At 59.0% G+C, this 21,064-nt stretch carries 18 protein-coding genes and 3 pseudogenes; 11 read left to right on the forward strand and 10 right to left on the reverse strand.

The genetic code is table 11. From position 1 onward, the window contains the following. Positions 1 to 335 precede the first annotated feature (335 nt). The 5 genes and pseudogenes from HND91_RS21995 (at position 336) to HND91_RS23400 (ending at position 4,067) form a co-directional block, all read left to right on the forward strand. A pseudogene (locus tag HND91_RS21995) lies at positions 336 to 1,426 on the forward strand (IS3 family transposase). A 541-nt stretch (positions 1,427 to 1,967) separates the two neighbouring features. Further along, positions 1,968 to 2,174: a hypothetical protein gene (locus HND91_RS22000; protein ID WP_181708764.1), complete on the forward strand. Its 207-nt coding sequence runs from the start codon at positions 1,968 to 1,970 to the stop codon at positions 2,172 to 2,174. A gap of 13 nt (positions 2,175 to 2,187) precedes the next feature. Continuing rightward, a pseudogene (locus HND91_RS22005) lies at positions 2,188 to 2,742 on the forward strand (integrase core domain-containing protein); the annotation flags it as partial. Positions 2,743 to 3,348: 606 nt separating this feature from the next. Then, positions 3,349 to 3,522 carry a Flp family type IVb pilin gene (locus HND91_RS22010; RefSeq protein WP_181708765.1) on the forward strand — a complete coding sequence of 58 codons (174 nt, stop codon included), beginning with the start codon at positions 3,349 to 3,351 and terminating at the stop codon, positions 3,520 to 3,522. Between the two features lie 317 nt (positions 3,523 to 3,839). Further along, positions 3,840 to 4,067 carry a DUF6894 family protein gene (locus HND91_RS23400; protein WP_425485521.1) on the forward strand — a complete coding sequence of 76 codons (228 nt, stop codon included), beginning with the start codon at positions 3,840 to 3,842 and terminating at the stop codon, positions 4,065 to 4,067. A gap of 519 nt (positions 4,068 to 4,586) precedes the next feature. On the opposite strand, the gene HND91_RS22015 is transcribed toward HND91_RS23400, so the two are convergent. From HND91_RS22015 to HND91_RS22030, 4 genes are all read right to left on the reverse strand, one after another. After that, positions 4,587 to 5,051, reverse strand: coding sequence for a response regulator (locus tag HND91_RS22015; protein WP_181708766.1), 465 nt, complete (start codon positions 5,049 to 5,051; stop codon positions 4,587 to 4,589). Continuing rightward, positions 5,051 to 5,557 (reverse strand): GAF domain-containing protein, encoded by a 507-nt coding sequence (locus tag HND91_RS22020; protein WP_181708767.1) that lies wholly within the window; start codon positions 5,555 to 5,557, stop codon positions 5,051 to 5,053. The genes HND91_RS22015 and HND91_RS22020 overlap by 1 nt, the downstream gene beginning before the upstream one ends. Before the next feature lie 432 nt (positions 5,558 to 5,989). Then, on the reverse strand, positions 5,990 to 6,451 hold the full coding sequence (locus HND91_RS22025; RefSeq protein ID WP_181708768.1) for a cupin domain-containing protein: 462 nt from the start codon (positions 6,449 to 6,451) through the stop codon (positions 5,990 to 5,992). Between the two features lie 4 nt (positions 6,452 to 6,455). After that, a complete protein-coding gene (locus tag HND91_RS22030; RefSeq protein ID WP_181708769.1) occupies positions 6,456 to 7,091 on the reverse strand; it encodes a TetR/AcrR family transcriptional regulator in 636 nt (211 codons plus the stop codon). Positions 7,092 to 7,577: 486 nt separating this feature from the next. On the opposite strand from HND91_RS22030, the gene HND91_RS22035 reads away from it, so the two are divergent. After that, the gene (locus HND91_RS22035; RefSeq protein WP_181708770.1) at positions 7,578 to 8,696 is read left to right on the forward strand and encodes a helix-turn-helix transcriptional regulator; all 1,119 of its coding nucleotides are present in this window, start codon (positions 7,578 to 7,580) and stop codon (positions 8,694 to 8,696) included. A gap of 235 nt (positions 8,697 to 8,931) precedes the next feature. Next, positions 8,932 to 9,525, forward strand: coding sequence for a hypothetical protein (locus HND91_RS22040; RefSeq protein WP_181708771.1), 594 nt, complete (start codon positions 8,932 to 8,934; stop codon positions 9,523 to 9,525). Between the two features lie 327 nt (positions 9,526 to 9,852). Here HND91_RS22040 and HND91_RS23290 read toward each other — a convergent pair whose 3' ends face one another. Beyond that, a complete protein-coding gene (locus tag HND91_RS23290) occupies positions 9,853 to 12,063 on the reverse strand; it encodes a calcium-binding protein (protein WP_181708772.1) in 2,211 nt (736 codons plus the stop codon). Between the two features lie 613 nt (positions 12,064 to 12,676). On the opposite strand from HND91_RS23290, the gene HND91_RS22050 reads away from it, so the two are divergent. Beyond that, complete coding sequence (locus tag HND91_RS22050) at positions 12,677 to 13,360, forward strand: hypothetical protein (RefSeq protein WP_181708773.1); 684 nt, start codon at positions 12,677 to 12,679, stop codon at positions 13,358 to 13,360. Continuing rightward, a complete protein-coding gene (locus HND91_RS22055) occupies positions 13,357 to 13,857 on the forward strand; it encodes a hypothetical protein (protein WP_181708774.1) in 501 nt (166 codons plus the stop codon). Before HND91_RS22050 ends, HND91_RS22055 begins: the two co-directional genes overlap by 4 nt. A gap of 106 nt (positions 13,858 to 13,963) precedes the next feature. Here the strand turns inward: HND91_RS22055 and HND91_RS22060 are convergent, their stop codons facing one another. The 5 genes from HND91_RS22060 to HND91_RS22080 form a co-directional block, all read right to left on the reverse strand. Next, the gene (locus tag HND91_RS22060; RefSeq protein ID WP_343057462.1) at positions 13,964 to 14,380 is read right to left on the reverse strand and encodes an HNH endonuclease; all 417 of its coding nucleotides are present in this window, start codon (positions 14,378 to 14,380) and stop codon (positions 13,964 to 13,966) included. Between the two features lie 230 nt (positions 14,381 to 14,610). Further along, the gene (locus HND91_RS22065) at positions 14,611 to 15,264 is read right to left on the reverse strand and encodes a lambda exonuclease family protein (RefSeq protein ID WP_181708776.1); all 654 of its coding nucleotides are present in this window, start codon (positions 15,262 to 15,264) and stop codon (positions 14,611 to 14,613) included. Beyond that, positions 15,257 to 16,009: an ERF family protein gene (locus HND91_RS22070; RefSeq protein WP_181708777.1), complete on the reverse strand. Its 753-nt coding sequence runs from the start codon at positions 16,007 to 16,009 to the stop codon at positions 15,257 to 15,259. The genes HND91_RS22065 and HND91_RS22070 overlap by 8 nt, the downstream gene beginning before the upstream one ends. A 348-nt stretch (positions 16,010 to 16,357) precedes the next feature. Further along, positions 16,358 to 16,693, reverse strand: coding sequence for a hypothetical protein (locus HND91_RS22075; RefSeq protein ID WP_181708778.1), 336 nt, complete (start codon positions 16,691 to 16,693; stop codon positions 16,358 to 16,360). Between the two features lie 147 nt (positions 16,694 to 16,840). Next, a complete protein-coding gene (locus HND91_RS22080) occupies positions 16,841 to 17,608 on the reverse strand; it encodes a LexA family transcriptional regulator (protein WP_181708779.1) in 768 nt (255 codons plus the stop codon). 1,060 nt (positions 17,609 to 18,668) lie between these two features. Between HND91_RS22080 and HND91_RS22085 the strand changes: the two genes are divergently transcribed. After that, positions 18,669 to 19,613 carry a YdaU family protein gene (locus tag HND91_RS22085; protein ID WP_181708780.1) on the forward strand — a complete coding sequence of 315 codons (945 nt, stop codon included), beginning with the start codon at positions 18,669 to 18,671 and terminating at the stop codon, positions 19,611 to 19,613. Between the two features lie 968 nt (positions 19,614 to 20,581). Beyond that, positions 20,582 to 21,064 (forward strand): annotated as a pseudogene (locus HND91_RS22090) (UDP-glucose/GDP-mannose dehydrogenase family protein); the annotation flags it as partial.

A 21,064-nucleotide genomic window follows, 5' to 3' on the forward strand; every position in this document is an offset into this window, starting at 1 on the left:
CAACGTCGGTGTGGACTACACCGTCACCTCGGGCCTCGTGCTCACCGGTGAAGTGTCCTACGCCGAGATCGACGACGAAGACTCCCTGCAGGGCGTCCTGCAGCTGTCCCGTACCTGGTAATAACAGTCCCCCTCCAAGGGAACTGGTGGGAAGAGGCCCGGCCCTGTGCTGGGCCTCTTTCTTTTTGGCAAGCGCTCAGATTCGGTTGGCCGATATCAATGCGACTGACCTGCTACCCGTCTCCTGGACCGGTCTGAGCTGGAAAATCCCAATCTAGGATAGGGCCGCGAGACGGAGACGGACGACGAAGAAGTCGAAATTCACGGATGCACAGATCGCCTTCATTCTGCGCCACGCGGAGGATCACGCCAGTCGCCGAGGTGTGCCGCAAGGCCGGGATCTCGGAGGCGACTTCTCTAACGCCTGGCGCAAGCGCTACGGCGGGATGATGCTTTAGGAGGTGAAGCGGCTTCGCCAGCTCGAGAAGCAGAATGGCAAGCTGAAAACGCTTGTCGCGGACCTCTCAGTCGACAAGGCCATGCTCCAGGGCCAGGGCGTGCTTTTGGAAAGGCTCAAAGCCTGCGCGGCGACGCCGGTTGGTGGTTGAAGTTCGCGATACCTGAAAGATTTCCGACGAGCCTGCAGCGTACTCGGTACCGAGACGTCGACTTAACCCTACGAGGGAGCGTCGCTCGCAGGCCGCTCTCATCAAGCGCACTCGGGAGATCACAGAGTCGCGTGTGCGCTACGGCTATAGGCGCGTGCACGTGCTTCTCCAGCGCGAGGGGTGGATCGTCATTGTCAAATGAACCTACAGACTCTCCGGGGTGTTGGGTTTGCAGCTCCGGAACAAGATACCGAAGCAGCGGGCAAGGCGAAGCTGCGCGAAGTCCGTGGTCCGGCCATGGCGGCGAACGAGGCTTGGGCCATGAAATTGGTCGCTGCGCGCCCGCCTTCGGCTCCGTTTATGACCAGCTCGCCACCGGCCGCAAGATCTGGATCCTGACCATTGTCGACACCCACACGCGCTTCTCGCGCATGTCGATGCCCGGTTCGGCTTCAAGGCCGAGAACGTCGTGGCCGTGTTCGAGCGGATCGGTTGGGGGCATCAGCTGCCGAAGACGATCCGGGTCGACCAGGGTACCGAGTTCGTGTCGCGCGACCTCGACCTTTGGGCCTACCAGCGCGGCGTGGAGCTTGACTTCTCCCGGCCGGTCAAGCCGACGGACAACGGGTTCACTGAAGGGCGGAACGGCAGGTTTTAGGCGGAGTGCCTAAACAAGCTCTGGTTCATCTCGGTTGAAGACGTCCGCCGAAGATGGAGGATCCGCGCCGCACTACAACGAGGAACGCTCGCGCAGCGCAATCGGCCACAAGCCCCCGATCACACTTCTGTATCGGTTAGCGGCATACGGCACGCCCTGATCGACACACTCCATTGATAGCCCTGCCGGGCGGTCCAAGGATAGGTAGCACTTCAGCAGTGGAAAGCATCTGTTTCAGGCGTGAGGCATCTCACGGAGCAGGATCCGAGCTGAGACTGCGGCACTAACCTATGTCAAATACTCTATACGTGTCGAAAAAAAGCAGAGTGAACATACATAGAGCCGGATCTTCACTCGTTGTGAAAATGAGATCTTCAGAACATGGAACACTGGGCCGCTGTCGGCGTTCGAAACAGGCGCATATCAATGACTCCCCCCTGCGCAACTGGGAGAAGGCGGCAGCGATCTCGTCCCTCGCTGCGGAATGCCGCCTTCTCCCGCTCTTTCAGAGTAGGGAAGCGTAGCACCAGCTTAGCGGCTGAGTAGGCCCGGCGACCGCTTGTCGTCGGTCGCCTTCCAAAGTACGATCTCAAAAATCGGGTACTCGCATCCACCACTCGATTACCAGTACAGAATGCTCAATGCGAACAATAACCAATGCTTAAGCGTGACGGTTGATGGTGTCCGTAGGAGGGCATCAAATGACTGCAGTGGCGAAAACTGAGATTGCGATTAACGCTGGCGAGATCCATTCCAATTCGACCGAAGTGACGCACGAGGTGTCAATTACAGGCTTATTGGCGACCGACATCGAAGTCCCCAAAGGCCGCGACTTCACAATGGCGCTCATCGGCTCGGGCTTCACCTTCTTTGTCGCTGCCGGGGTCATTGTAATTCTAGTCACGTAACAGTTTGACTGCTCGGCGCGGCGGTCGCAAGCAGGCGCTGGGGACGAGGGCTCCGATGGCGCTGCCGCGAGGACCGAACCAGCGCTGGAGCCTGGACTTCGTCTCCAACGTCCTTGCCGACGGGAGAAGCTTCCGTGTCCTGGTGGTGGTCGACGACTTCACGCGGGAGTGCCTGGCGCTCGTAGTCGACAGCTCGCTGTCCGGTCGTCGGGTCGCCCGCGAACTCGACCGTCTCATCGACGCCTGAGGCAAGCCGCTGATGGTGGTGAGCGACAATGGCACCGAACTGACGTCGCACGCCGTTCTCGCCCGGCAGCAGGACCACGGCGTCGAATGGCACTATATCGCGCCGGGGAAGCCGATTCAGAATGCCTACGTCGAGAGCCTCAACGGCCGGTTCCGCGACGAATGCCTCAACGAGAATCTCTTCCAGGGCTTGTCGGCGGCCCGGAGGATCATCGAGGCTTGGCGCCTCGACAACGACGACGACCGCCCGCACGAGGCGATCGGGAAAAAGGTCCCGATATCGTTGCAGAACCCCGGTGGCACAGCCAGCCCACCACCTTGAAGAAGGCCGGAAACTTCAACCTCCGGCGCTCCAACGTTGAGGTTCGGTCCAAACCAGAACGGATTGCTTGTGACGTTGCAATCCTCGATCTGCGTTTGCGTGATGGATCATGTGCTCACATAGCACACGCTCTTATCAATCGTGGAGTGCCTGTAATCACCACAACGGCGCTCGTGGACGTACCGGACGAGCTTGAGCAAGCCATCCGTATTCCAAAGCCGTTTGACAGGTCATCTTCTAAACGAGCTTTGCGTCATGTTTTTAGCGACAGCGAGCTTCATTGGAGAAAGGCGGCTCTGCAACCTCAAGGCCGCCCGTCATCATCAGCATCTCGTCCACCTGGTAGGGCGTGATAGCTTTTGGTGAGAGACAGGCCAAGCAGGGCAGCAAGGCTGGCGAGATAAATAAGTGTCATAGTGCACTCCTGAGCAACTGGGGTGCATTCTTACTCGGCGTTGCTTACTGTCTTGTTACGGTTCTACGTTCTACGTGTTCAACCGGATAATCGCTTTCGGCGGCTTAAGGTTTTCTTCATTCAGCCTCTTAGCGACTGGGAAAGATCTTGCGGTTACTTCAGAAGGGCACCGAACCAACCCTGGAATTTCCATGAAGCGCATCTTCTCGCGATTGCTCTGCAATAGGAGCGGCTCAGTCCAGACCGAGTACGGCTTTGCAGCCGCGCTGATTGTCGCGGGCCTCGTTGTAGCTTCATTGAAGCTGGGGCAGGACGTCGGTCAAAGCTATTCTCGCGTATCGGAAGAGATCATTACAACGCGATGAGGACTGCCGCGTAGGCCGGTGGGGCAGTTTAGGCGGGTGGTGTGCCGGTCTAACAGGCCTCCCCAAATGTGCTAATGCCCGAGTGCTCCCTGTAGCCAGGACCCTCAGCCGTATGCTGTTATCAACGCTCCACAATCCTACCGCAGAAAGCGTGTCGGCAGGCGGTACTCGGCGGACCTAAGTTCCTCGTTCGTGCTCCACTTACATTGGCGCAGTTTCGGAGGAACCGGACAGGGAACAAGCCTGACAACGCTTGTCAGCGCCAGCGATCGATGGCAGTCTTCACAAGTGCACTTCTCCTACTCAGACTGGCTGCAATGGCACGCTACTTTTTCGACGTCCGACTTGATGCTGGCGGCTGGGAGACGGATTTGATCGGGACGAAGGTGGACACCCTTGAAGTTGCACAGGAAGCTGCAGAACGTGAGCTGGCCGACTTAGACCGGAGTGAGTTCCCAGGCAGCCTTGCCATCACGATCCGCATCAGAAGCGCGTGTGGCACCGAAGTCGCGATGCTAACTCGCCGGTGGGCTTACTCCGGTTAGCCTCGCCTCCTTCGCGCATACCTTTGCGCGGCGGTCTCGTGAGATACTATGGGCGTCTCGAACGGGTGGCTTGGCTCAGAGACCGCGTGGGCAGAATGTCTAGACCCTTATCGAAACAGGGGTGCTGGCCTATGACGTTCATCGGCTACGCTGGGTTTGCTAGACGACCAGGATTGCTCCATCCAAGGCTGCCCTGAAGTCGGCTGGATGCTCCAGTATTCTCGTTTAGACGAGAACTCCGGGACAGCCACCGTGGGACGCGGTTTCTCTGTCCTAGTAACAACTGGTGATTACAGGGGCTGGCACCTTACCCGTTCTCTGGCCGACCTAGCTTCTCTGGTCCGTGCGCTTGAAGAGACGGGAGTGGCACTGAAGGCCACGGAACAGCAATGGTGGTTCTCAGAGGCTTGAGAGGGCGCTGGCTGCGCGCGGGACTAGAGTGGGGGAGGGCTGGTCAGCGCCATGGCTCGAATGCCAGAAAGATGTCTCACGCCGTGGCTATGGCTTGATGTTGCGCCGTTATAACTCAACCACCTGCACAACCTCTTGGGTTGGCGGCAAGCTCGGTGCTGTCCGGGTGAGTCCCAGGGGTTTGGATGGCAAGTTCATGCCACACCCGAGCAGCTTGTACCTGAGTGTGTCAGGGGTGAACGGTTTCACCACCACGAAATCCCAAATGTCATCGCGGGCAACGATCGTGACATTTCGCTCAATAGCAGAGGCCATTAAGCCCAGGACGGCCCCCTTGCCACGCTGCATTCGCAGTTGCTCCACAAAGTCGTTCCGCGCCCGTGCCCACTCGTGAATGTCCACCAGACATAGATCGAAAGCCTGTGCTGCGCTCAACTCGGTAGCGGAGAGACCCGTCCGGGCAACAGTGACCGCGCAAATACCAGCTTTCAACGCCACCCTATTGATGACTTCTGCAAGCGCTGTCTGACGCTCTACGACAAGCGCGCTGATGCTTTCGGCCGAACCGGGCATCAAGCGACCTCCTCTTGCGCGAACGCGAGCGCCCAGAGCTCTCCGGACACACGGTCCGCTATCTCCCCAAGAGCGTAGACGTCCTCAGCACTCATTGTTCGCGGCTTATGGTCGATGACGCACAACGTTCCGAGCCTTATTCCGTCACCGTACAGCAGGGGAGCGCCAGCGTAGAACACGATGTTGGGCGGATCGGTGACAAGAGGGTTGCTCCTGAAACGTGCGTCGCTCCTGGCATCAGGGACAACCATGACCTGATCACTGAGGATCGCATGTGTGCAGAATGCGTGTTCACGAGGCGTGCCACACACATCCAGCCCACACACGGCCTTGAACCACTGATAGTCCTGATCGACGAGGGTGATTAGTGCGATTGGACAATCGAAGCGATTTGCAGCCTCTCGGCAGAGCGCGTCGAACGCAGCGTTTCGAGAGGTGTATAGAACCCCTAGCCCACGAAGGACCTTTAGGCGCTGCTCCTCGTTGTTCGGAACTGGGTACTGCATAGGAAGCCCTCCAATCGGGCGACAGTACCTGGTCCGGCTAAATGCTTGGTTACACTCAATTTCAGCGCTTGCGAGGCAAGCCGGCGGTGTGCGGCCGATCCACGGTCTTCTCCAGCTTATTGGAGTTTCCTGCCATGCAGAAGCTCCCCTCTGATCGGTGAGCTATCAGTGGGTAGCAGAGCGGGTTTCGTGTTGGGCGGAGGTACAGCTCCGAACGCGGAGCCGCCCTCAGCACGTCCTGGTAAAGTGAAGCCATTCGATAACGGCACCGCGGAGAGGTGATGCCCGGGCGGTAGCTTTGGGGTCAACAGGGGGGTACACTCACACACAGCCCGCCAAGCCTGACGAAGCTCGCAAGCGTACCGTTCGCGACGAGGGTATGCGGCCCTGTGGTCGGGGAAGCGACGGGTGCGAGCTTACGGCCTTATTCCGTCAGGTCACCATCTCTACGGCATGTCGGTCGCAAGCGGCGATCACAGCAGCAATCTCGTCTTCAGACGGAGGGCCAGCCGGCGGCGTCTCGGAGCGGCCGAGGTCACGAAAGAAGGCCTCCATAGAGGTTTCCAGCACCACAACCATGCTAGCCTGACTGTCGCCGCTATTGGTGTAGTTGTGCGCCACGCCTGACGGTACGGTAACCACTGTTCCCGGCCCGGCCTGGACCTGCCGCGGCGGCCCATCCTCGAATAGGCCGAAGGTCACCTCTCCCGACAAGATGCGGAAAATCTCCGGCGAGGAATGCCGGTGGGGCGGAGTACCGGCGCCAGGTGGTACTTCAACCTCCAGTACCGTCAGGTCAGTTCCTTCAAGGCGGCCCATGAAGCGGACTTGGTCGCGAACGACCCAGACCGCGGGAGCCTCTTCGCGGCGGGTAATTTGAACCGCATGGATCATGGTGTCAGTCCTTCTTGCTAACAGATGTTGGGATTGTCGTGGGAGACGAGTTTTGGGCGAGCCCGTCGAGCAGCCGGCCAATGGCCCAGGCGACAACCTCGCCAGCGGCACGACCGTCGAGGCCGCAGTAGTCTCGTAACGTCTCCCAGGTGGCCGCGGAGTAGAGCGCGTGAACGATGGCCTCGGCCTTAGCAGCGTCCTCAGGGCTGGCGCCCTGAAGAGCAGGAGCGAGAGCGGCATGGAAGGCTGCTCGGCGCCGGTCTAACTGGGCAAGCCGCATGTCCCGCCCCGATTTGGTGTGCAGACTTGCCCGGATGATTACTTCCGCAGCATCAAAGCCGGCGAACGCTTCCGGCGGCAGCCGGCAAAAGTCGTCGGGCGTTTGTGGCATCGTGCGGTCAGCCACGCGGACATCCAGCCACGTCCAGTATGCTTCCAGCAGCGTTTCCTTGTTGGGAAAGTGCCGAAACACGGTCCTCCGCTCGACGCCGGCTAGAACTGCGAGACGGTCGAATGACACCTCACCCGTCCCACTTTCCGCCATAGCGGCACCTACTGCGGCCAGGATACGGCTGCGGGTCTCTTCCGCTTGAGATTGACGTAAGGGGCTGCGGTAGGATCGTGTGCCGGTGCTTTTCATGCCACGAAGAGTGACATCAAGTCAGCGCGCGCGTCAAGTAGGCGGCGTACGAGGTGCCGTTCGGATTTCAGCGTTGCATGTTCTTACTGCCGGGATCGGCCCGCCTCTGTCGAACGTCAGGCGACAAGGCAGGTTGAAGAGTTCAGGCGGATGAAGGCGATAAGCGCTCGCGGGTGCAGTCACTGCCGACCGCCCCCATCAGGGTTGTGCCGGTCCTACACCATCTAATTGGCGGGAGGTCTAAGGACAGCTCGGTCCGTGCAGCAATGTGCGTCGAATCGCGTATATGACCAGACAAGGTTCTATGTAGACTTAAGCCGCTGGCAGAGCAGCTGATCTGATTGCTTGGGACTGTTTGCTACTGATAAGTGTGCTTAACACGCAAGCAGTGTATCTCATTATGTCAAACGGTGGGGTATTCGCTTAGGTGCGTTGCTCAAGTGATAATATTGCCGTCTCACGAACGGAATAGGCAAGGGTGGAAGAATGGTCGATGGTGAGAAAATCGCGCTATTGATAAACGACATCTACGATGCCGCCACAGATGAGAGCCTCTGGCCGGCCGCCCTACACAATTTCTCACGCTGCTTTGGTGGAGTTGGAACGGTTCTTCACTCACTGAGTTCCCTCCAGTCACTCGTCTACGTTTCGGATGACCTTTCCGAACCTGCAGAAGATTATCGGTCATTCTGGTGGCAGTATGATCCGCTTGTCCGCTCGCCGTATGTTGTCAACCTGAAGAATGGCATCTTCCATGATCGAGACGTTTTGGAAGAGGATGTGATCAGTCGGGGAGTGTATTACAACGAGTTCCTAGCCAAACAGGGCATCGGCGGAGCTATTGGAATCGTTTCCTCGCCGACAGAAAGGTCCAAAATTGCCATTGGTGTTCAGCTACCGCCGGGCGCTGAAGTCCGCGGCTCTGAAAAGCGCATCTTTTCGCAATTGTCGCTGCATATCACTCGCGCGGCATCGATGGGCTCCCTGGTATCCAGGCTTGAAGCCACTCAAGGTGCATTGCTGGAGGGAATCGGACGGTTCTCATGTGCCGCTGCAGTTGTTCGGCGCGACGGCTTCGTTATTTCAGCCAATGCATACCTGTACGCGCTTCTGGGCAACGGTGTGGGACTTAGACAGAACCGACTGCACGTTGACCTGCACGAGCAGCAACGCGCCTTAGAGCGTCTCATCGCTTCGGTTGCAGCTGGAGAAGTGCAGCCGGCGGCTTCGGACGTGATCGTGCTTCGCCGTTCTGGTCGCCATCCGACGCTCGTTGTACGCGCAATGCCGCTTACTGGGCGGCACATAGACCGCATTCCCGGCACGGAACGCGCGAGCGACGCCGTTTTGCTTCTAATATCAGGCGGAGATATTGCCAGTGCAGATAATGGCGATCATGTTTTCCGCAGCATGGGGTTAACTCGCACTCAGGCAAGAATTGCCAGAATGCTTGGTGATGCTAAGGCTGCAACGGAGATTGCGACAGAGTTAGGCGTTTCGGTCAATACGGTCCGCACGACAATAAAAGCCATTTACCTGAAGCTGGGGGTGAACCGCCAGGCGGAAATTGTACGGCTGCTGTCATCGTTGCGCGCGTTCATTTGAGTTGATCATTCCCAAAGTCGGCGTTACGAGCTATAGAGTCGAGAACTTGCGACCCCGCAACCATATCCAGGTTTTGGAGCTTGGCATCGCGCCACCAAGCTGGACTCCACCTCCGTCGTAAGGCATTATGTTGCAATTGTAGTTAGCTGCCGAATATCGTTGCTATCCTGCTACTCGTTCGTAATTCTGTCGATTGTGAAGGAATACTGGCTTCGTATTTTGCGAGGTTTGTTGCATGCTAGCCGACAATGCTCGCCGGCCGGCGGCTTGTGATCCGACCAGCATCTCAAAGTCAGCATGCGCGTCCTTTGGCAGCTTGGCTCCGGTCCGCTGTGCCAACGTGTGCGTTGCCGAAAGTGCACCCGAACGGATCTGGCGGACAGGAGGTATCAGCTTAGGGGCGGATCGGATCAAACGGCTTCTCGCGCCAAAGTGGGTCTTTGATTCCGATTGCGGCATTCTGATCCGACCCGGTAGAGGAACAAGGGATGCGCGTACTCGATACGGAGTGTGCCGTGAGCTCGATAAATGGGCAGGTATAGCAGGCGTCTATCGTTTTTGGCTCTTCGAGCTTTTCTACTACGCTCCAACAACTGCCGAGCAAATCAGTTTTCTTGATGCTTTTTGGCAAATCGGCATGAACAGAGCGGACTATGTCGCAACCAGAAAAGAGGAATGGAGGCAGTTTCTTAATGCGCCTGCCGAGGCTAAAAATACTAGTGGTGGCAAAGAAGATTGCGCCTGCAACGCTTTTCTGATTACCCGCCAATACTACGCGGAGAGCAGTGAAGGCAATCCAACATACTTGCTTTCTAATGATCGGCTGTGAGTGACGTGCCGCGAGACGGCACCTGATGTTTGCAACCGGTGCAGACGATCAGATTCTGTCCCCAATCCCGTCTACTTAAACTCAACGCGCAAAAACGGCAGGGCTGATTACGCGACCGAGCTCTCGATCTGGTAGCCGGCTCGGGTTTAGGAACGGGAGCTGTGCGATTTTGCGGCGTCCCTTGGTTATAGCTGTGCCGCCGGCCTGCACGACAGTGCGATGGCGGACGAGGGAGATGCTGCCTGATAGGAGCACCTGCAGTTTCAGGCATTTAGACTCAGGTGTGCTACCCACTCGCTCCTTTCAGCCAAGGGGGTGTCGTGCCAACTACGCCGTCACGGCGATATTCTTCGCCGAGAGGGCGAGCCCAGCACCAAGTTCGGCAAAGAGGATAGCCTTTGCAGAGCCGGTTCCGTCAGGATCGAAATAGAGCCCGCCTGTCGTCTTGTTGTAGATGACGCGATCAGTGCGATCATGCGCCTTCGTGCCGACGTGGAAGGCTGCTGGAGCAAGGCCAGCTACCTTTCCGATGTTCTTGAACACATCGTCGTCAAGCCAAAGCGCGTCTTCTTTGACCGAGAAGTCGGTGATCCGGTCGATGTTGCTGCTTGCAAGCTTCGTATCGAACACGAACGCGTCCCGTCCGGATCCTCCTGCAAGCTTGTCGCGACCGGCGCCGCCGACGAGCCTGTCGTTACCGGAGCCGCCCGACATGGTGTCATTGCCACCCCCGCCGTAGAGCCAATTCGATCCAGCGTCCCCAGTCAGCGTGTCTGAGTGGCTGCTGCCTAGCAGATTCTCCACGCCCGCGTAGACGTCGCCTTTGGCTTCGTTTGTGTTCAGGGACGATTTGCCGAGGTTCGCTGTGACTGCCTTTGAGGCTCCAGCATAGGAAGCAGTGTCTGTACCGCTGCCTCCGATCAGGTGGTCAGCACCGTCGCCGCCGACCAGAGTATCGTTGCCCACGCCCCCGTCCAGGCGATCAGCGCCGCCGCGGCCGAAAAGATCGTCATTGCCGGAGTGACCTGACAGTACATTGGCTGCCGCATCCCCGCGCAAACTGTCTCTATGATTTGAGCCGCCGAGGCGTTCAATCGAAACGTAGCGGTCGCCAGCCGCCTCGCCTGTGTTAAGGGCAAAGTCGGTCAAGTCGGCAACGACGCCGGCCGTCGCCTGCCAGTAGACAGCTTCATCCTGACCTGCTCCGCCGACCAAAAGGTCAGATCCGGCTCCGCCCATGAGGCGGTCGTTGCCGAGGCCGCCTTCCAGGATGTCATGTCCTGCCAGGCCCGACAGATCATTGTTGAGCGCTGTGCCGATGAGGCTGTCAGAGCCGCCAGTTCCTGACGAGACCGCTTGGGACACTCTTGTCGTGATATCGTCGGATGTCCGGATCTGCAGCTTTTGCGTGCTGATGACGCCAGGATCGGATTCCCACGCAACGATGAGGCTGTTGCTTCCGGCGGCAGTGATAGCCGTCAGGCTAGGCTCACTCCCGACCGCTACCTCGATCCGGTCCGCTGCCATGGTGCCAGCTTGATTGAACACCTGTACGGAGGTTCGGAATTCGCCTCCGCTGACCGTTTCCCGGTAATGCTTGTAGAGCGCCGCGTAGCTGCCGTCCGAAAGAGCGACGACGTCCGTAACGTCGGTTTCATCGCCGGTGGCGATCACCTGTTCAGACCCTATCCGCCGGCCGGCGCTGTCGAAGCGCTGCGCCCGATAGCTCACGTCGAAACCGAACGGAGACCAGATCTCGCGTTTCCAGGTCACTACAAGATCATCGCCAACAGCCGTTACGCGGTGCTCGCTGGCAATCGCCTCTATGCCGCGTTCGATGATGATCTCGGTTCCGATGCGTTTGCCTGTGACTGAGAACATCTGGAGCGCCAGCCCGTTACCGTCATTCCAGACTGCCGCAATCGTGCCGCTGGAGAGTTGGACCAAGCGGCCACCTGTCTGCTCCCCGAAGCGACCGCTATCAACGACTATGTCCGTCCCAACCTTCTGGCCATTGTCGCCATAGATTTGCATTCGCACGTCCATTCCGAACGTGCTGAAGGATGCCTCGTCCTCCCACACAACCGCGAACCCGCCACCGGACAGTGCGGTCACCTGAGATCCGGCTTGATAGCCATAGGTCGTCGTGGACACCGGCGACATTGGCGCCCGGTCGGTCCCTGTCGCGGTGAAGCGGCGAGCGACCACATCATAATCTGATGACGGGAACAGGGACTGTTCATGCGTCCAAGTGACGACGAAGTCCCCGTTCGCCAGCCCCGCTACGACCGGGTTGGGCTCGCCATACTCATTGTCGCTTTCGGAGACGGTTCTTGACAGGCCGAAACGAGCCCCGTCGGCGCTCAAGAGCTGCGCCTTGACCCTCCATGTCTCACTGAACAGGCCGGACTCGACTTCGCTGTAGACGAGAACAAAGCCGCCTGCGGCTGCGGCAAGATCGAGGGATGCGATCGGACTGGACCCGAGCGACGAGAGCTGGATTTGGCTGAGAGCGCCGGCCTGTTTGAGGGACTGCACGATCTACCCCGCTTGTCGCGAACCGTCGATTGCCGGCCTTGCTCGGCAACAGATGACGCAGACCGTGTCTGCGGTGTGGGCGTAATCCTGGGTCGACGGAGTTTTCGGCGCCTTAACGGGCACTGAACTGGCGGTGGACAGGACCGGCCGGATAAACGGAGGCCGGCACGGACCTGACGCGCTCGCGGCGGCCGCAAAGGATCTGGGCGGCTCGAAGCGCGACGATGCAACTGAACCGAAGTTCGGCGGGCGGTCGTTATTCGCAAGGCAGATACTAGTTTGGCTGAGAATCCTGAAAAGCGCGGAAGCCGACGGTAGCTGAGGCGCTGGCGCCTTAATGAAGTCGGCGTGGTCATCCGGACCAGGCAGTCCGAGCCCGACCTGCAACTACAAGTACCGGTCTGCTTAACCAGTGACCCGCATGCAAGTATCAGGTTTACCGCCGGTCTTCAGATGTACGTTTGTTGTAGCTGTGCAAAACACAAAGAAACATAATTGACCCCAGGCTCGTTTATGTCGGCGGATTTGATTTCCACAGATAGATATGCATACGACGTTAACCATGTTGCTCTTAGTCGGTATTCGTGGATAGTACGGCTCAGCGCGATATCTGATGGATGGGGCAGACAATATGATAGTCAACGACCAAATTGAGCTGGTGAGTGCCTGCGACGTTGAGATACCTGCAGCCTACAAGTACCTCTTTGCTGATGATTGCCTTATCGGGCTCGACAGCGCTGAGGAGTACCGCCAAATCAGGGATAGCCTGATCGCCGACACTCAACCTATGGATGTTATCGACTGGATATGGTTGAGAGATTTGTTGGACTACGTTTGGGAATACTGTCGCGCGAGAAGGATCCGCAATGAGCTGATACGGTCTTACATGCCGGCCATTGCGTCCAGCATGATTTTGGCTGCTGACGGAGACGAAGATCCGTCCGGAAATCGAAAAAAGTACAACATCAGCGTTGCTGAGAAGGCGTTCAACGGAGATGCAAAAGCGCGGGCTACACTCAACAACTTGCTGACGGCCAGGGGTATTGGTTTGGAAAAGATCGCATTCGTTGCTATGCAGCGGGCCCATGATAATACCCGCTACTTGGAAAGAGATATGGGAAGGGCGGAGAAGCGTCGAGATCAGCTGATCAAGGATATCGAGGCACGCAAGACAATTGTCGCTCATCGGATGAGGCTCGCAGCCGAAAGGGTCAAGCTGCAGTTTGAAGCACCCATCATTCCCCAGGTGACAGGCCGGGGCGTTGATGCGATCAACGAGGAGCCTGTCGAACAATGAGCGGAGAAGACGTCGACTCTTCTGATCCTAAACCGGCGCGGCGACTGCCGCGCCATGGGCTTACGCAAAAGGTGGAGAAGCTCGGTCATCTCCAGCCTGTGAACGATTTGATTGCAGAGCTTGTAAGAGGGAGTGAACGGCAGGATCTCCAAGACATAGCATTCCGCGCTATTGAGCTGACGCAACGGCTGATTAGAATTCGGGCAAGGCGAGCAGAGGTTCTTGACCATCATTACAACAAGCCGTCGAATTTTTACCCGAGAATAACGCGCGAACTGAAAGCGAGAATACGGTTGGGCTTAGAAAATGATATGCTGGATGTGGCGGCTGTAGATGCAATACTAGAGCCACCACCACCGGAAGATTGGAGAGTTCGTTTCGCGATTGCACGGACTGCGGCGAATAGAGAACTAGACACCTTAGCAATTTACGAGCGGAAAACGCTTTCAGCGCGAAAGCGACTACTGGGGCAACTGATGCTAGAAGCAGGCGTTTAGCTGCTAATCTCAATACGATTACGGCAGGGGCAATGGTCGTTTCGAAGGCTCAAAGTGCCAGGCTTTTCGGATTGATGCGAACGCCGCTGCGCGCTATCGAGCCTGCTTACACGCGCCTTGGCACGACCTCCCCACTGAGCTTCCGCTTCCAGCCAGACGCTCTTGATCCGGACATCGGGCTCTTGGCACACCGGACGCCTAGGTAGCGCGCCTTCACGCGATCGATCTTCGCTTTCAAGGCGATGTCCGCAGGCGTTTTCACGACGCGATCGCACCAGCAGCAAACTGGCTGGAGGTTCTGTTCGCGGTGTTCTCCGCCGTTGATCAGCGCGATCCGGTGATCGCAGACCCACTGATCAGCGGGACCGATTTCGCGGGTGCAGATGGCGCATCTGCCTCCATGCGCTTCAAACACTCGGATCCGAACGCGCGGTGGGAGGGCCGTGTCGTCGGACGTGCCGACCCACTCTTCAACACTCCTGCTCATGCGGTAGCTCCTCCAGTGGCGGTCCGTTCTGTTCATCCGGCCGTCCGCCGGCTCAAGGGGTGCGGTTGCTCTCGTCCGGCGGTGCGCCAATCGCGAATGTGACTGATGTTCCTCGCTCGAGGGCTTGGGGGAGCGCTCAAGGACGGTCACTGCCTCGCCTCCGATCGGGGGGGCTTATGCCGCGAATGGCCTGCCAGAGCGTGGGCGCGCTATCGTGCTAGCGGCCGCAGGTTCGACGTGGCCATTACGGCTGCTCGTTCTCCGGGTCACCCGACTGCCAATGTGTCGAGTGCCTCTGCATCCCCATAGGTGCTTCTGAGTCGGTCCAGGGTTGCAGCGACCTCGTCGAGAAAGATCCGGGTCTCTCGTTCCAGCTCGGCAATCTGCTCGTCATCCCGAAATATGCGCTGGACGTGGATCTGCAGGGCGTCGGGCATGCGCGGATCGAACGAGACGAAGTCGCACCAGCGCCGGTCGGTGCAGGCCATCTGCCATTGCATCTGGAGGACGTATTTGGTCGGTATCGCTTGCCCGAGCAGCGTCTCGATGTGCGTGGCCGTGTTCGGGCATTTGATCTCAACAAGGCCGCTGTCACCGACAAGCCCGTCTGGCGAAGCGCCGGCCTGCGGGATCCTCGGGTGCAGCACAAACGCGACCTCAGATACGGTCACATCGCGGTGCCACTCATAAGCGATACGGGCGTCAGGTTCGGTGTCAGTGCCCCACTGCATTGCAGCTGTCCTGAACGCCTCCGCGGGGCGGCCGGTCAGCCGCTCAGCAACGAGCTCGGCTGCGTAGTTGGCGCGGCTTGCGCCCCATCCGGATTTCGTCTTTGCGACCATGTCGCTGATGCGGGATGCGGTGACCTTGCCAAGGCGCAAGGCGTGCCACTCGGGGCTCCTTTGGATAACATCAGCCATTCTGCTTCGCCTTCCAATCCTTGAGGGCCTTTTTCGCGGCTTCGAAGCGGTCAGCGGGAAGCTCGGCAAGGGTGCCAATCTTCAGGAACCTGCAGAACCGGGTGACGTCGGCGCGGTAGGCATCGACCATGCCCTGAAGTGTCCGGAGCTGCTCGTCCGAGATTGGTCGTGAGCTCCCGCGCCCAGCTCCGTCGTCGTCCTCTCCGCGGGTCACCAGGTTGAGGAGCGCTGATGCGGTATAACGCTTGCCGTAGGAGGTGGATGAGCCTACCGCCTGGATGGGTGTCTTGTTGCCGGTGATGTCCACCGGCAGGCTCATCGTTGTTTCCTCGGAGTGGCCGTCGCGATGGCTGAGGACGCCCGTGACGGTGATCCTGTCTCCTTCTTGTCCAGTGCGGAAGGAAAGAGCGAAGCCGTGCCGGGCGAGCACGGGCTTGATTGCCTCGTTTATGTCCTCCCATCTGGCGAACGTGCTTTGAACAACGCCGAAGATGTCTCGGACTGCACCGTGTTCGGGAATGACCGGCAGTTCGGTTTGCATCTTGGCAAGGGCCGTGGCGAAGGCCGCTTTCGCGTTGAGCGCCATGACGCGCTCCTGCATTTGGAGAAGCAGTTCCAACTTGTGGACGTCGGCCTTCGGGTTCACGGCCGCGCGCTCGATGACGTTGAGGAGCGTGGCTGCTCCCGAGGCAGGCGGCTCCGAAGCCTTGCTCCGGATAGGACGCACATTCGCGAGTTCGCTCATGAGCTCAGATCCTTTTCGCGTAAGCTCCGCATGCGGGATGCGGGCTAAAGGAAGGGGAGGGGAGAGGTGACCGCGCTGTCGGCTGCGCTGCTGGTGCAAAGGGCGCCTGCGCTGTCCACCGCTTGGGACAACGTCACCCGGGCTGTTGCAGTCGTTGCGCTTCCGGCTGACGACTGCCCACTCGGGCTAGTGGCATCGATCTGGATGGAACAGATCCCGGGCGGAAGGCCGTGAAACGCAACGTGGCTGTGGGTTATCACCTGACCCGAGAGATGAGCCAGGCGGCGGTAGCCCACCCGAGGCCGAGCGTGCCGATACCGATTGTGAGAAGGACGAGGGAGTCGGCCATCACGCCGCACTCCTCAGTTGATCACGGGCCCACGCCTCTATGGCAGGCCAGCGCCTGGCGATCTCCGTCGAAGTTGCGTCCTCAATGGCGCCGCGAAGCCCTGGACACAGCGACCGCATACCCGTGAACGTCAGGCAGTCGAAGCGCTGAGGGCCCCCATTCTCATTGTGCTCGAGGAAGAATGACGCGGCCGGAACCCACTCGCCGCCAGCGTCGACAAGGTCCAACGATAGTGTGAAGGTGCCCAGGTAAAGAGATCCAACGAGCAGTTCGAACTCCTGGTCGGTCCAGGTCAGGTCCGGAATGCTGCGCCGTTCGTCGTGATAGGTGAGCATGACAGCCCTCATCGTCTCAGGAGTGAGCAGCGTCAGGATCTTAAGATGGGCAAAAGCCCAATGTCAATGACGATATAGGGCAGAAGCCCATTACCACGGCAATCCGCGTTCCCGGTCTGGAGCGATGCCCTTGTCGCGGTCTACGTGCTAGGTCTGCGCTATGTGACCAACTACGCGACCAACTATCTTAACTCGCTTCAGTTCTACTACATTAGCCGTGAGAACTTCGTTGTCAGATATGACCTGTACCTGTGCGGGGTCGCTAAATAGCACCCGCTGAAGGCGCTTGATTTGTGGCGCAGAATTGCCGTCGCTGATCACATATACTGCGTCGGACACAAACTCACTCTGTGAGGGATCGACGATGACACGATCGCCCGGCCGATACGTTGGAACCATACTATCTCCAACTACGGCCATCACAAACGCACGATCAGACGAAGTTCCAAGTGTTGAGCGAAGGAACGACTCTGGAAGCAGCCACTCTTGGACGATCTGGTGATTGGAAATGAACTCCTCGCCGGCATTGATTTTCAGAGTTCTGGTGTTCTCACCGTTCTTGCTGGCGCGTAGATCGATTTCGGGGAGAGCGCCTGGGACGGCCGGAGCGAGACTGCGATTCGACACCCGATCTAAGCTGACAAACGAGTTTCTTGCATCGGAAGGAAAGGAGCGTTCATCAGATAAGTCACTGCGCGCGTCAGCAATGTCGAATGTACCGCTGAGGTAATCAGTAGAGACTCCCAGCGCGACTGCCAGCTTCTGAAAGTTGTCGATCGAGGGCTTTCGGCCTCGTTTCAGAGCGTCACGCACAAATGTTTCGCCAAGGCCAGCACTCAGAGATAGTGACTTCATCGTGAAGCCCTTCTCTCGCATGACTTTGTCCAGCCGTTGCTGCCACTTATCGCTGCTCATGGTGGGATCCTGCCCACCAGCCACGCATAAGTCACGGGGGTTATAGCCCATTGAAATATGGGCGACCGCCCATTATGCTTCTGACTCACGTCGGCCATGGTGGTCGATAGCAGTTGCTCGGCGTCCTGAAACCAGGTGCCAAACTGCCCGATCATTGTGGCGTCTGACCTATGCTCCTGGTCTGGCTAACTTCAACGAGCTTATCTGTCCTCAGACTGGATGTCGTGCCATTCGCTTTGTTGCTGCTGACAGACTGCGCCGCAGCAACATCTGGCAGTTCGGGTTTCATTCTCCGGAAGACAACTAGATTTCGTATGCGCGGGTGGACGATCCGCACTGGCACGAGCGCCAGGCGGCTTCATTTGATCTTCCGAAGCAGAGATCACAGAAGCCACTGCAGTTCCAAGCGGGATCCAGTTGCAAACAGGTATCGGCATTTGCTTTCTCTCCGGCCCGATTCATCGTGCCGCAGGAGCTTTTCCGAAATGCAGGAAAATTCGTCCCGCACTCGTAGCGTTGAGCTAACGGCTTCAGAGTTCTCATATCTTCTGCGCCGCGCTGCGGAGCCTGCCTGTCCCGGCGAACTCGTCACTCACGCGATCAACCGGGTTGCTCGTCGGTTGGGCATCTCTCGTCGCACAGCTCGAGCTTACTGGTATGGGGAGCGACGGCACGTCCCTGCGGACCTTATGGATCGCGCGCGTGCGCTCGCAGGCACGATTAGCCCGCCTAAGAGCGGTGACCGGCTCTCCGACCTCCAGGCGCGGGTCACTCGGCTGGAGAAGCTCCTATTCAGCGCAAGTGGTCAATCCGAGGCGATCGAGCACTTGATTAGCAGCCCGTCCAACACTGAACCTTAAAAGAAAGGATGGTGAATGAGCATGCGCTCTGAATACCCGACGGTTTCCTCCAGCCGACGCACCCTGCCGGGGATCCACCCTGGTAGAGCGAAGGGTTTGTCTGTCGCCCATTCAGACTGCCTGATCCGTGATCGACCAGTTCCAGAACCGGAGTCGAGTGGCTCCAGCGAAGTGCGCCTGATCGATCGGGGGAGGGCACCATGAGTTCGCGTCCCTGGTATCGCCGCTACGGATCTGACTTCATCGCCGGAACGCTCGGCCTCACGCTTGAGGAGAAAGGTGCGTACTCGATCATCCTGGACCTGATGTACGATCGCGGCCGACCGATCCCCGACGACCCGCGCTATATCGCCGGTGTCTGCGGCTGCTCCATCCGCAAGTGGTCGGCCATACGAGCCCGCTTGGTTGCACTCGGGAAGATCCAGATCGTTGACGGCTCAATCACAAACCGACGGGCTGAGCGCGAGCTCGAAAACGACGCGAAAGCATCCCAGAAGCTAGCCGAAAGCGGCTCAAAAGGTGGCCAGAAACGAGCTGAAAACGCAGCCGCATCCAATCCAAACAGGGGCTTAGCAGTAGCTACCCTCAAGCATCGCGCGCATAAACCAGAACCAGATCCAGAGTTAGGTGCATCCTCACTCCGTTCGGATGCCGAGTTTCTGCCGGCGGATCGAGATGTCCTAACCTCGGCATTCGACGCCTACAACAGCATCGCCGCGCAGGTTGGGTGGCCAAAAGCAGTCAAGCTAAACCGTGCACGCCAGGTCAGCTTGAAAGCTCGGCTGGCAGACGCTGGCGGGCTTGAAGGGTGGCGGGCTGCGCTTAACCGGGCTCGCGATGCACCCTGCTTAACAGGTCGAAACGACCGGGGATGGGTCGCAGACCTCGACTTCTTCCTCCAGCCGCAGAGCTTCCTCCGTCTCATTGAGGGTCGCTATGACCAACGCTCCCCAAAGGTCAGCCTGGAACGACCAACGGCCCGTTCCGGCCATGACGCGCTCGGCGCCGCCATCGGTGCAATCTTTGGTTCTGACCATGGAGATCAGGAAAGGCGTGTGGTTCCGCAAGGAGATGAGCGAGACCGACCGGGCGTGGATTGTGGCGCGGCTGGAGGAGCTCTCGTCTCTGCTCGCGGCTGGCCGTGACCCAGTGTCGATTGGCAAGACACTCATGATCCTCCTTGCCGCATTTCCAGCGCAGAGTCTGTCGGAGGAGATCGTTGCGGCCCGTATCGCCGGTTACCGAATAGCACTTGACGATATGCCCGCGTGGGCCGTCGAGGAGGCAGCAAAGATGTGGCTGCGGGGCAGCTTGCCAGAGGCTGGCCAGTACGCCCCGGCGCCGCCGGTCCTGCGCAGGACCGCTGCGGCGCTCCTGGCCAAAGTTCAAAACGAGCGGGCAGGGTATGAGCGACTGCTCTATGCGCGGCTTAAGCCTGTACCTGCCACGCCAATCTGCACGAAACGGGCGAAGGAACTAGTAAAGGGATCGGCTTCAAGCCCATGTCCTCCCATTCCGAGCACGGCGGGGGAGGGGGCACGGGTCAAGGAACGAGTGAGGATGGCGCGCTAAATTTGCACGCGCCTGATCACGACGGCACGAGCAGTGCCTACTCGGGCGTTCCATAGTGACGTTCTGTCCGGGTTTGAGATTGAGGCGTAGCGATCGCTAGATCCGGCAGCTAGCACTCTGATTACGGCGTTGCCGATTCAGCTGCTGCCCGCGGCGGCGCGAGCGCTCCTCTTTCGTCGTCGAGTAAGCGCCAGTTGCTCAACCATCAGCCTAACTCAAGCACAGTAGCGACCCAGCGATGTCAAACCCCGCCGATTGGCTATCGAAAGTCCAGTGCCGCTACACGCTTAGACCGGGGCGGGTCGAGCGAGGTAGGCGTTATCGGCTGATATGGTCCAGCGACCGCAACGGGGCCGCACGCCGCTTGGTGTGGCCGAATAACCGCAGACTGCGACATCCAAGCATACGCTTTCAAACGGATTTGTGCGCTGCACGCACTCCGGATACTGTCTTAGACATAACGCATCTGGCCCGCTCGGCTCGCTTCCTATGTTTTTATCACGGTTATTCTGTAGTAATTTGCAATTCTGAAGGACCTCAGATGAAAGTCGCTATGATCGGCTCGGGGTACGTGGGCCTGGTGTCGGGGGCCTGTCTGGCGGACTTCGGCCACACGGTCGTGTGCATCGACAAGGACCGGCGCAAGATCGACGCCCTCCTCGGCGGTCAGATCCCCATCTTCGAGCCGGGTCTCGACCAGCTGGTGGCGACGAACGTGGCGGCCGGCCGGCTGTCGTTCACGACGGCGCTGGAGACGCCGGTGGCAGACGCGGACGTGGTGTTCATCGCCGTCGGCACGCCGTCGCGGCGCGGTGACGGGCACGCGGACCTGTCCTACGTCCACGGGGCGGCGCGGGAGATCGCGGCGGCGGTGAAGGGCTTCACCGTGGTGGTGACCAAATCCACGGTGCCGGTCGGCACCGGCGACGAGGTGGAGCGAATCATCCGCGAGGCCAATCCGCGCGCCGACGTGGCGGTGGTGTCGAACCCGGAGTTCCTGCGCGAGGGCGCGGCCATCGACGAC

It is taken from the genome of Chthonobacter rhizosphaerae (assembly GCF_013839525.1).
Lineage (GTDB): Bacteria > Pseudomonadota > Alphaproteobacteria > Rhizobiales > Pleomorphomonadaceae > Chthonobacter > Chthonobacter rhizosphaerae.

Coding starts and splice junctions, on each gene's coding strand:
- HND91_RS22010 (WP_181708765.1), top strand. CDS start 3,349: ATGAAGCGCATCTTCTCGCGATTGCTCTGCAATAGGAGCGGCTCAGTC.
- HND91_RS22080 (WP_181708779.1), bottom strand. CDS start 17,608: ATGAGCAGCGATAAGTGGCAGCAACGGCTGGACAAAGTCATGCGAGAG.
- HND91_RS22055 (WP_181708774.1), top strand. CDS start 13,357: ATGAGCGGAGAAGACGTCGACTCTTCTGATCCTAAACCGGCGCGGCGA.
- HND91_RS22065 (WP_181708776.1), bottom strand. CDS start 15,264: ATGGCTGATGTTATCCAAAGGAGCCCCGAGTGGCACGCCTTGCGCCTT.
- HND91_RS22020 (WP_181708767.1), bottom strand. CDS start 5,557: ATGCAGTACCCAGTTCCGAACAACGAGGAGCAGCGCCTAAAGGTCCTT.
- HND91_RS22035 (WP_181708770.1), top strand. CDS start 7,578: ATGGTCGATGGTGAGAAAATCGCGCTATTGATAAACGACATCTACGAT.
- HND91_RS22030 (WP_181708769.1), bottom strand. CDS start 7,091: ATGAAAAGCACCGGCACACGATCCTACCGCAGCCCCTTACGTCAATCT.
- HND91_RS22025 (WP_181708768.1), bottom strand. CDS start 6,451: ATGATCCATGCGGTTCAAATTACCCGCCGCGAAGAGGCTCCCGCGGTC.
- HND91_RS22015 (WP_181708766.1), bottom strand. CDS start 5,051: ATGCCCGGTTCGGCCGAAAGCATCAGCGCGCTTGTCGTAGAGCGTCAG.
- HND91_RS22000 (WP_181708764.1), top strand. CDS start 1,968: ATGACTGCAGTGGCGAAAACTGAGATTGCGATTAACGCTGGCGAGATC.
- HND91_RS23400 (WP_425485521.1), top strand. CDS start 3,840: ATGGCACGCTACTTTTTCGACGTCCGACTTGATGCTGGCGGCTGGGAG.
- HND91_RS22060 (WP_343057462.1), bottom strand. CDS start 14,380: ATGAACAGAACGGACCGCCACTGGAGGAGCTACCGCATGAGCAGGAGT.
- HND91_RS22050 (WP_181708773.1), top strand. CDS start 12,677: ATGGATGGGGCAGACAATATGATAGTCAACGACCAAATTGAGCTGGTG.
- HND91_RS22075 (WP_181708778.1), bottom strand. CDS start 16,693: ATGCTCACCTATCACGACGAACGGCGCAGCATTCCGGACCTGACCTGG.
- HND91_RS22040 (WP_181708771.1), top strand. CDS start 8,932: ATGCTAGCCGACAATGCTCGCCGGCCGGCGGCTTGTGATCCGACCAGC.
- HND91_RS22085 (WP_181708780.1), top strand. CDS start 18,669: ATGAGTTCGCGTCCCTGGTATCGCCGCTACGGATCTGACTTCATCGCC.
- HND91_RS22070 (WP_181708777.1), bottom strand. CDS start 16,009: ATGAGCGAACTCGCGAATGTGCGTCCTATCCGGAGCAAGGCTTCGGAG.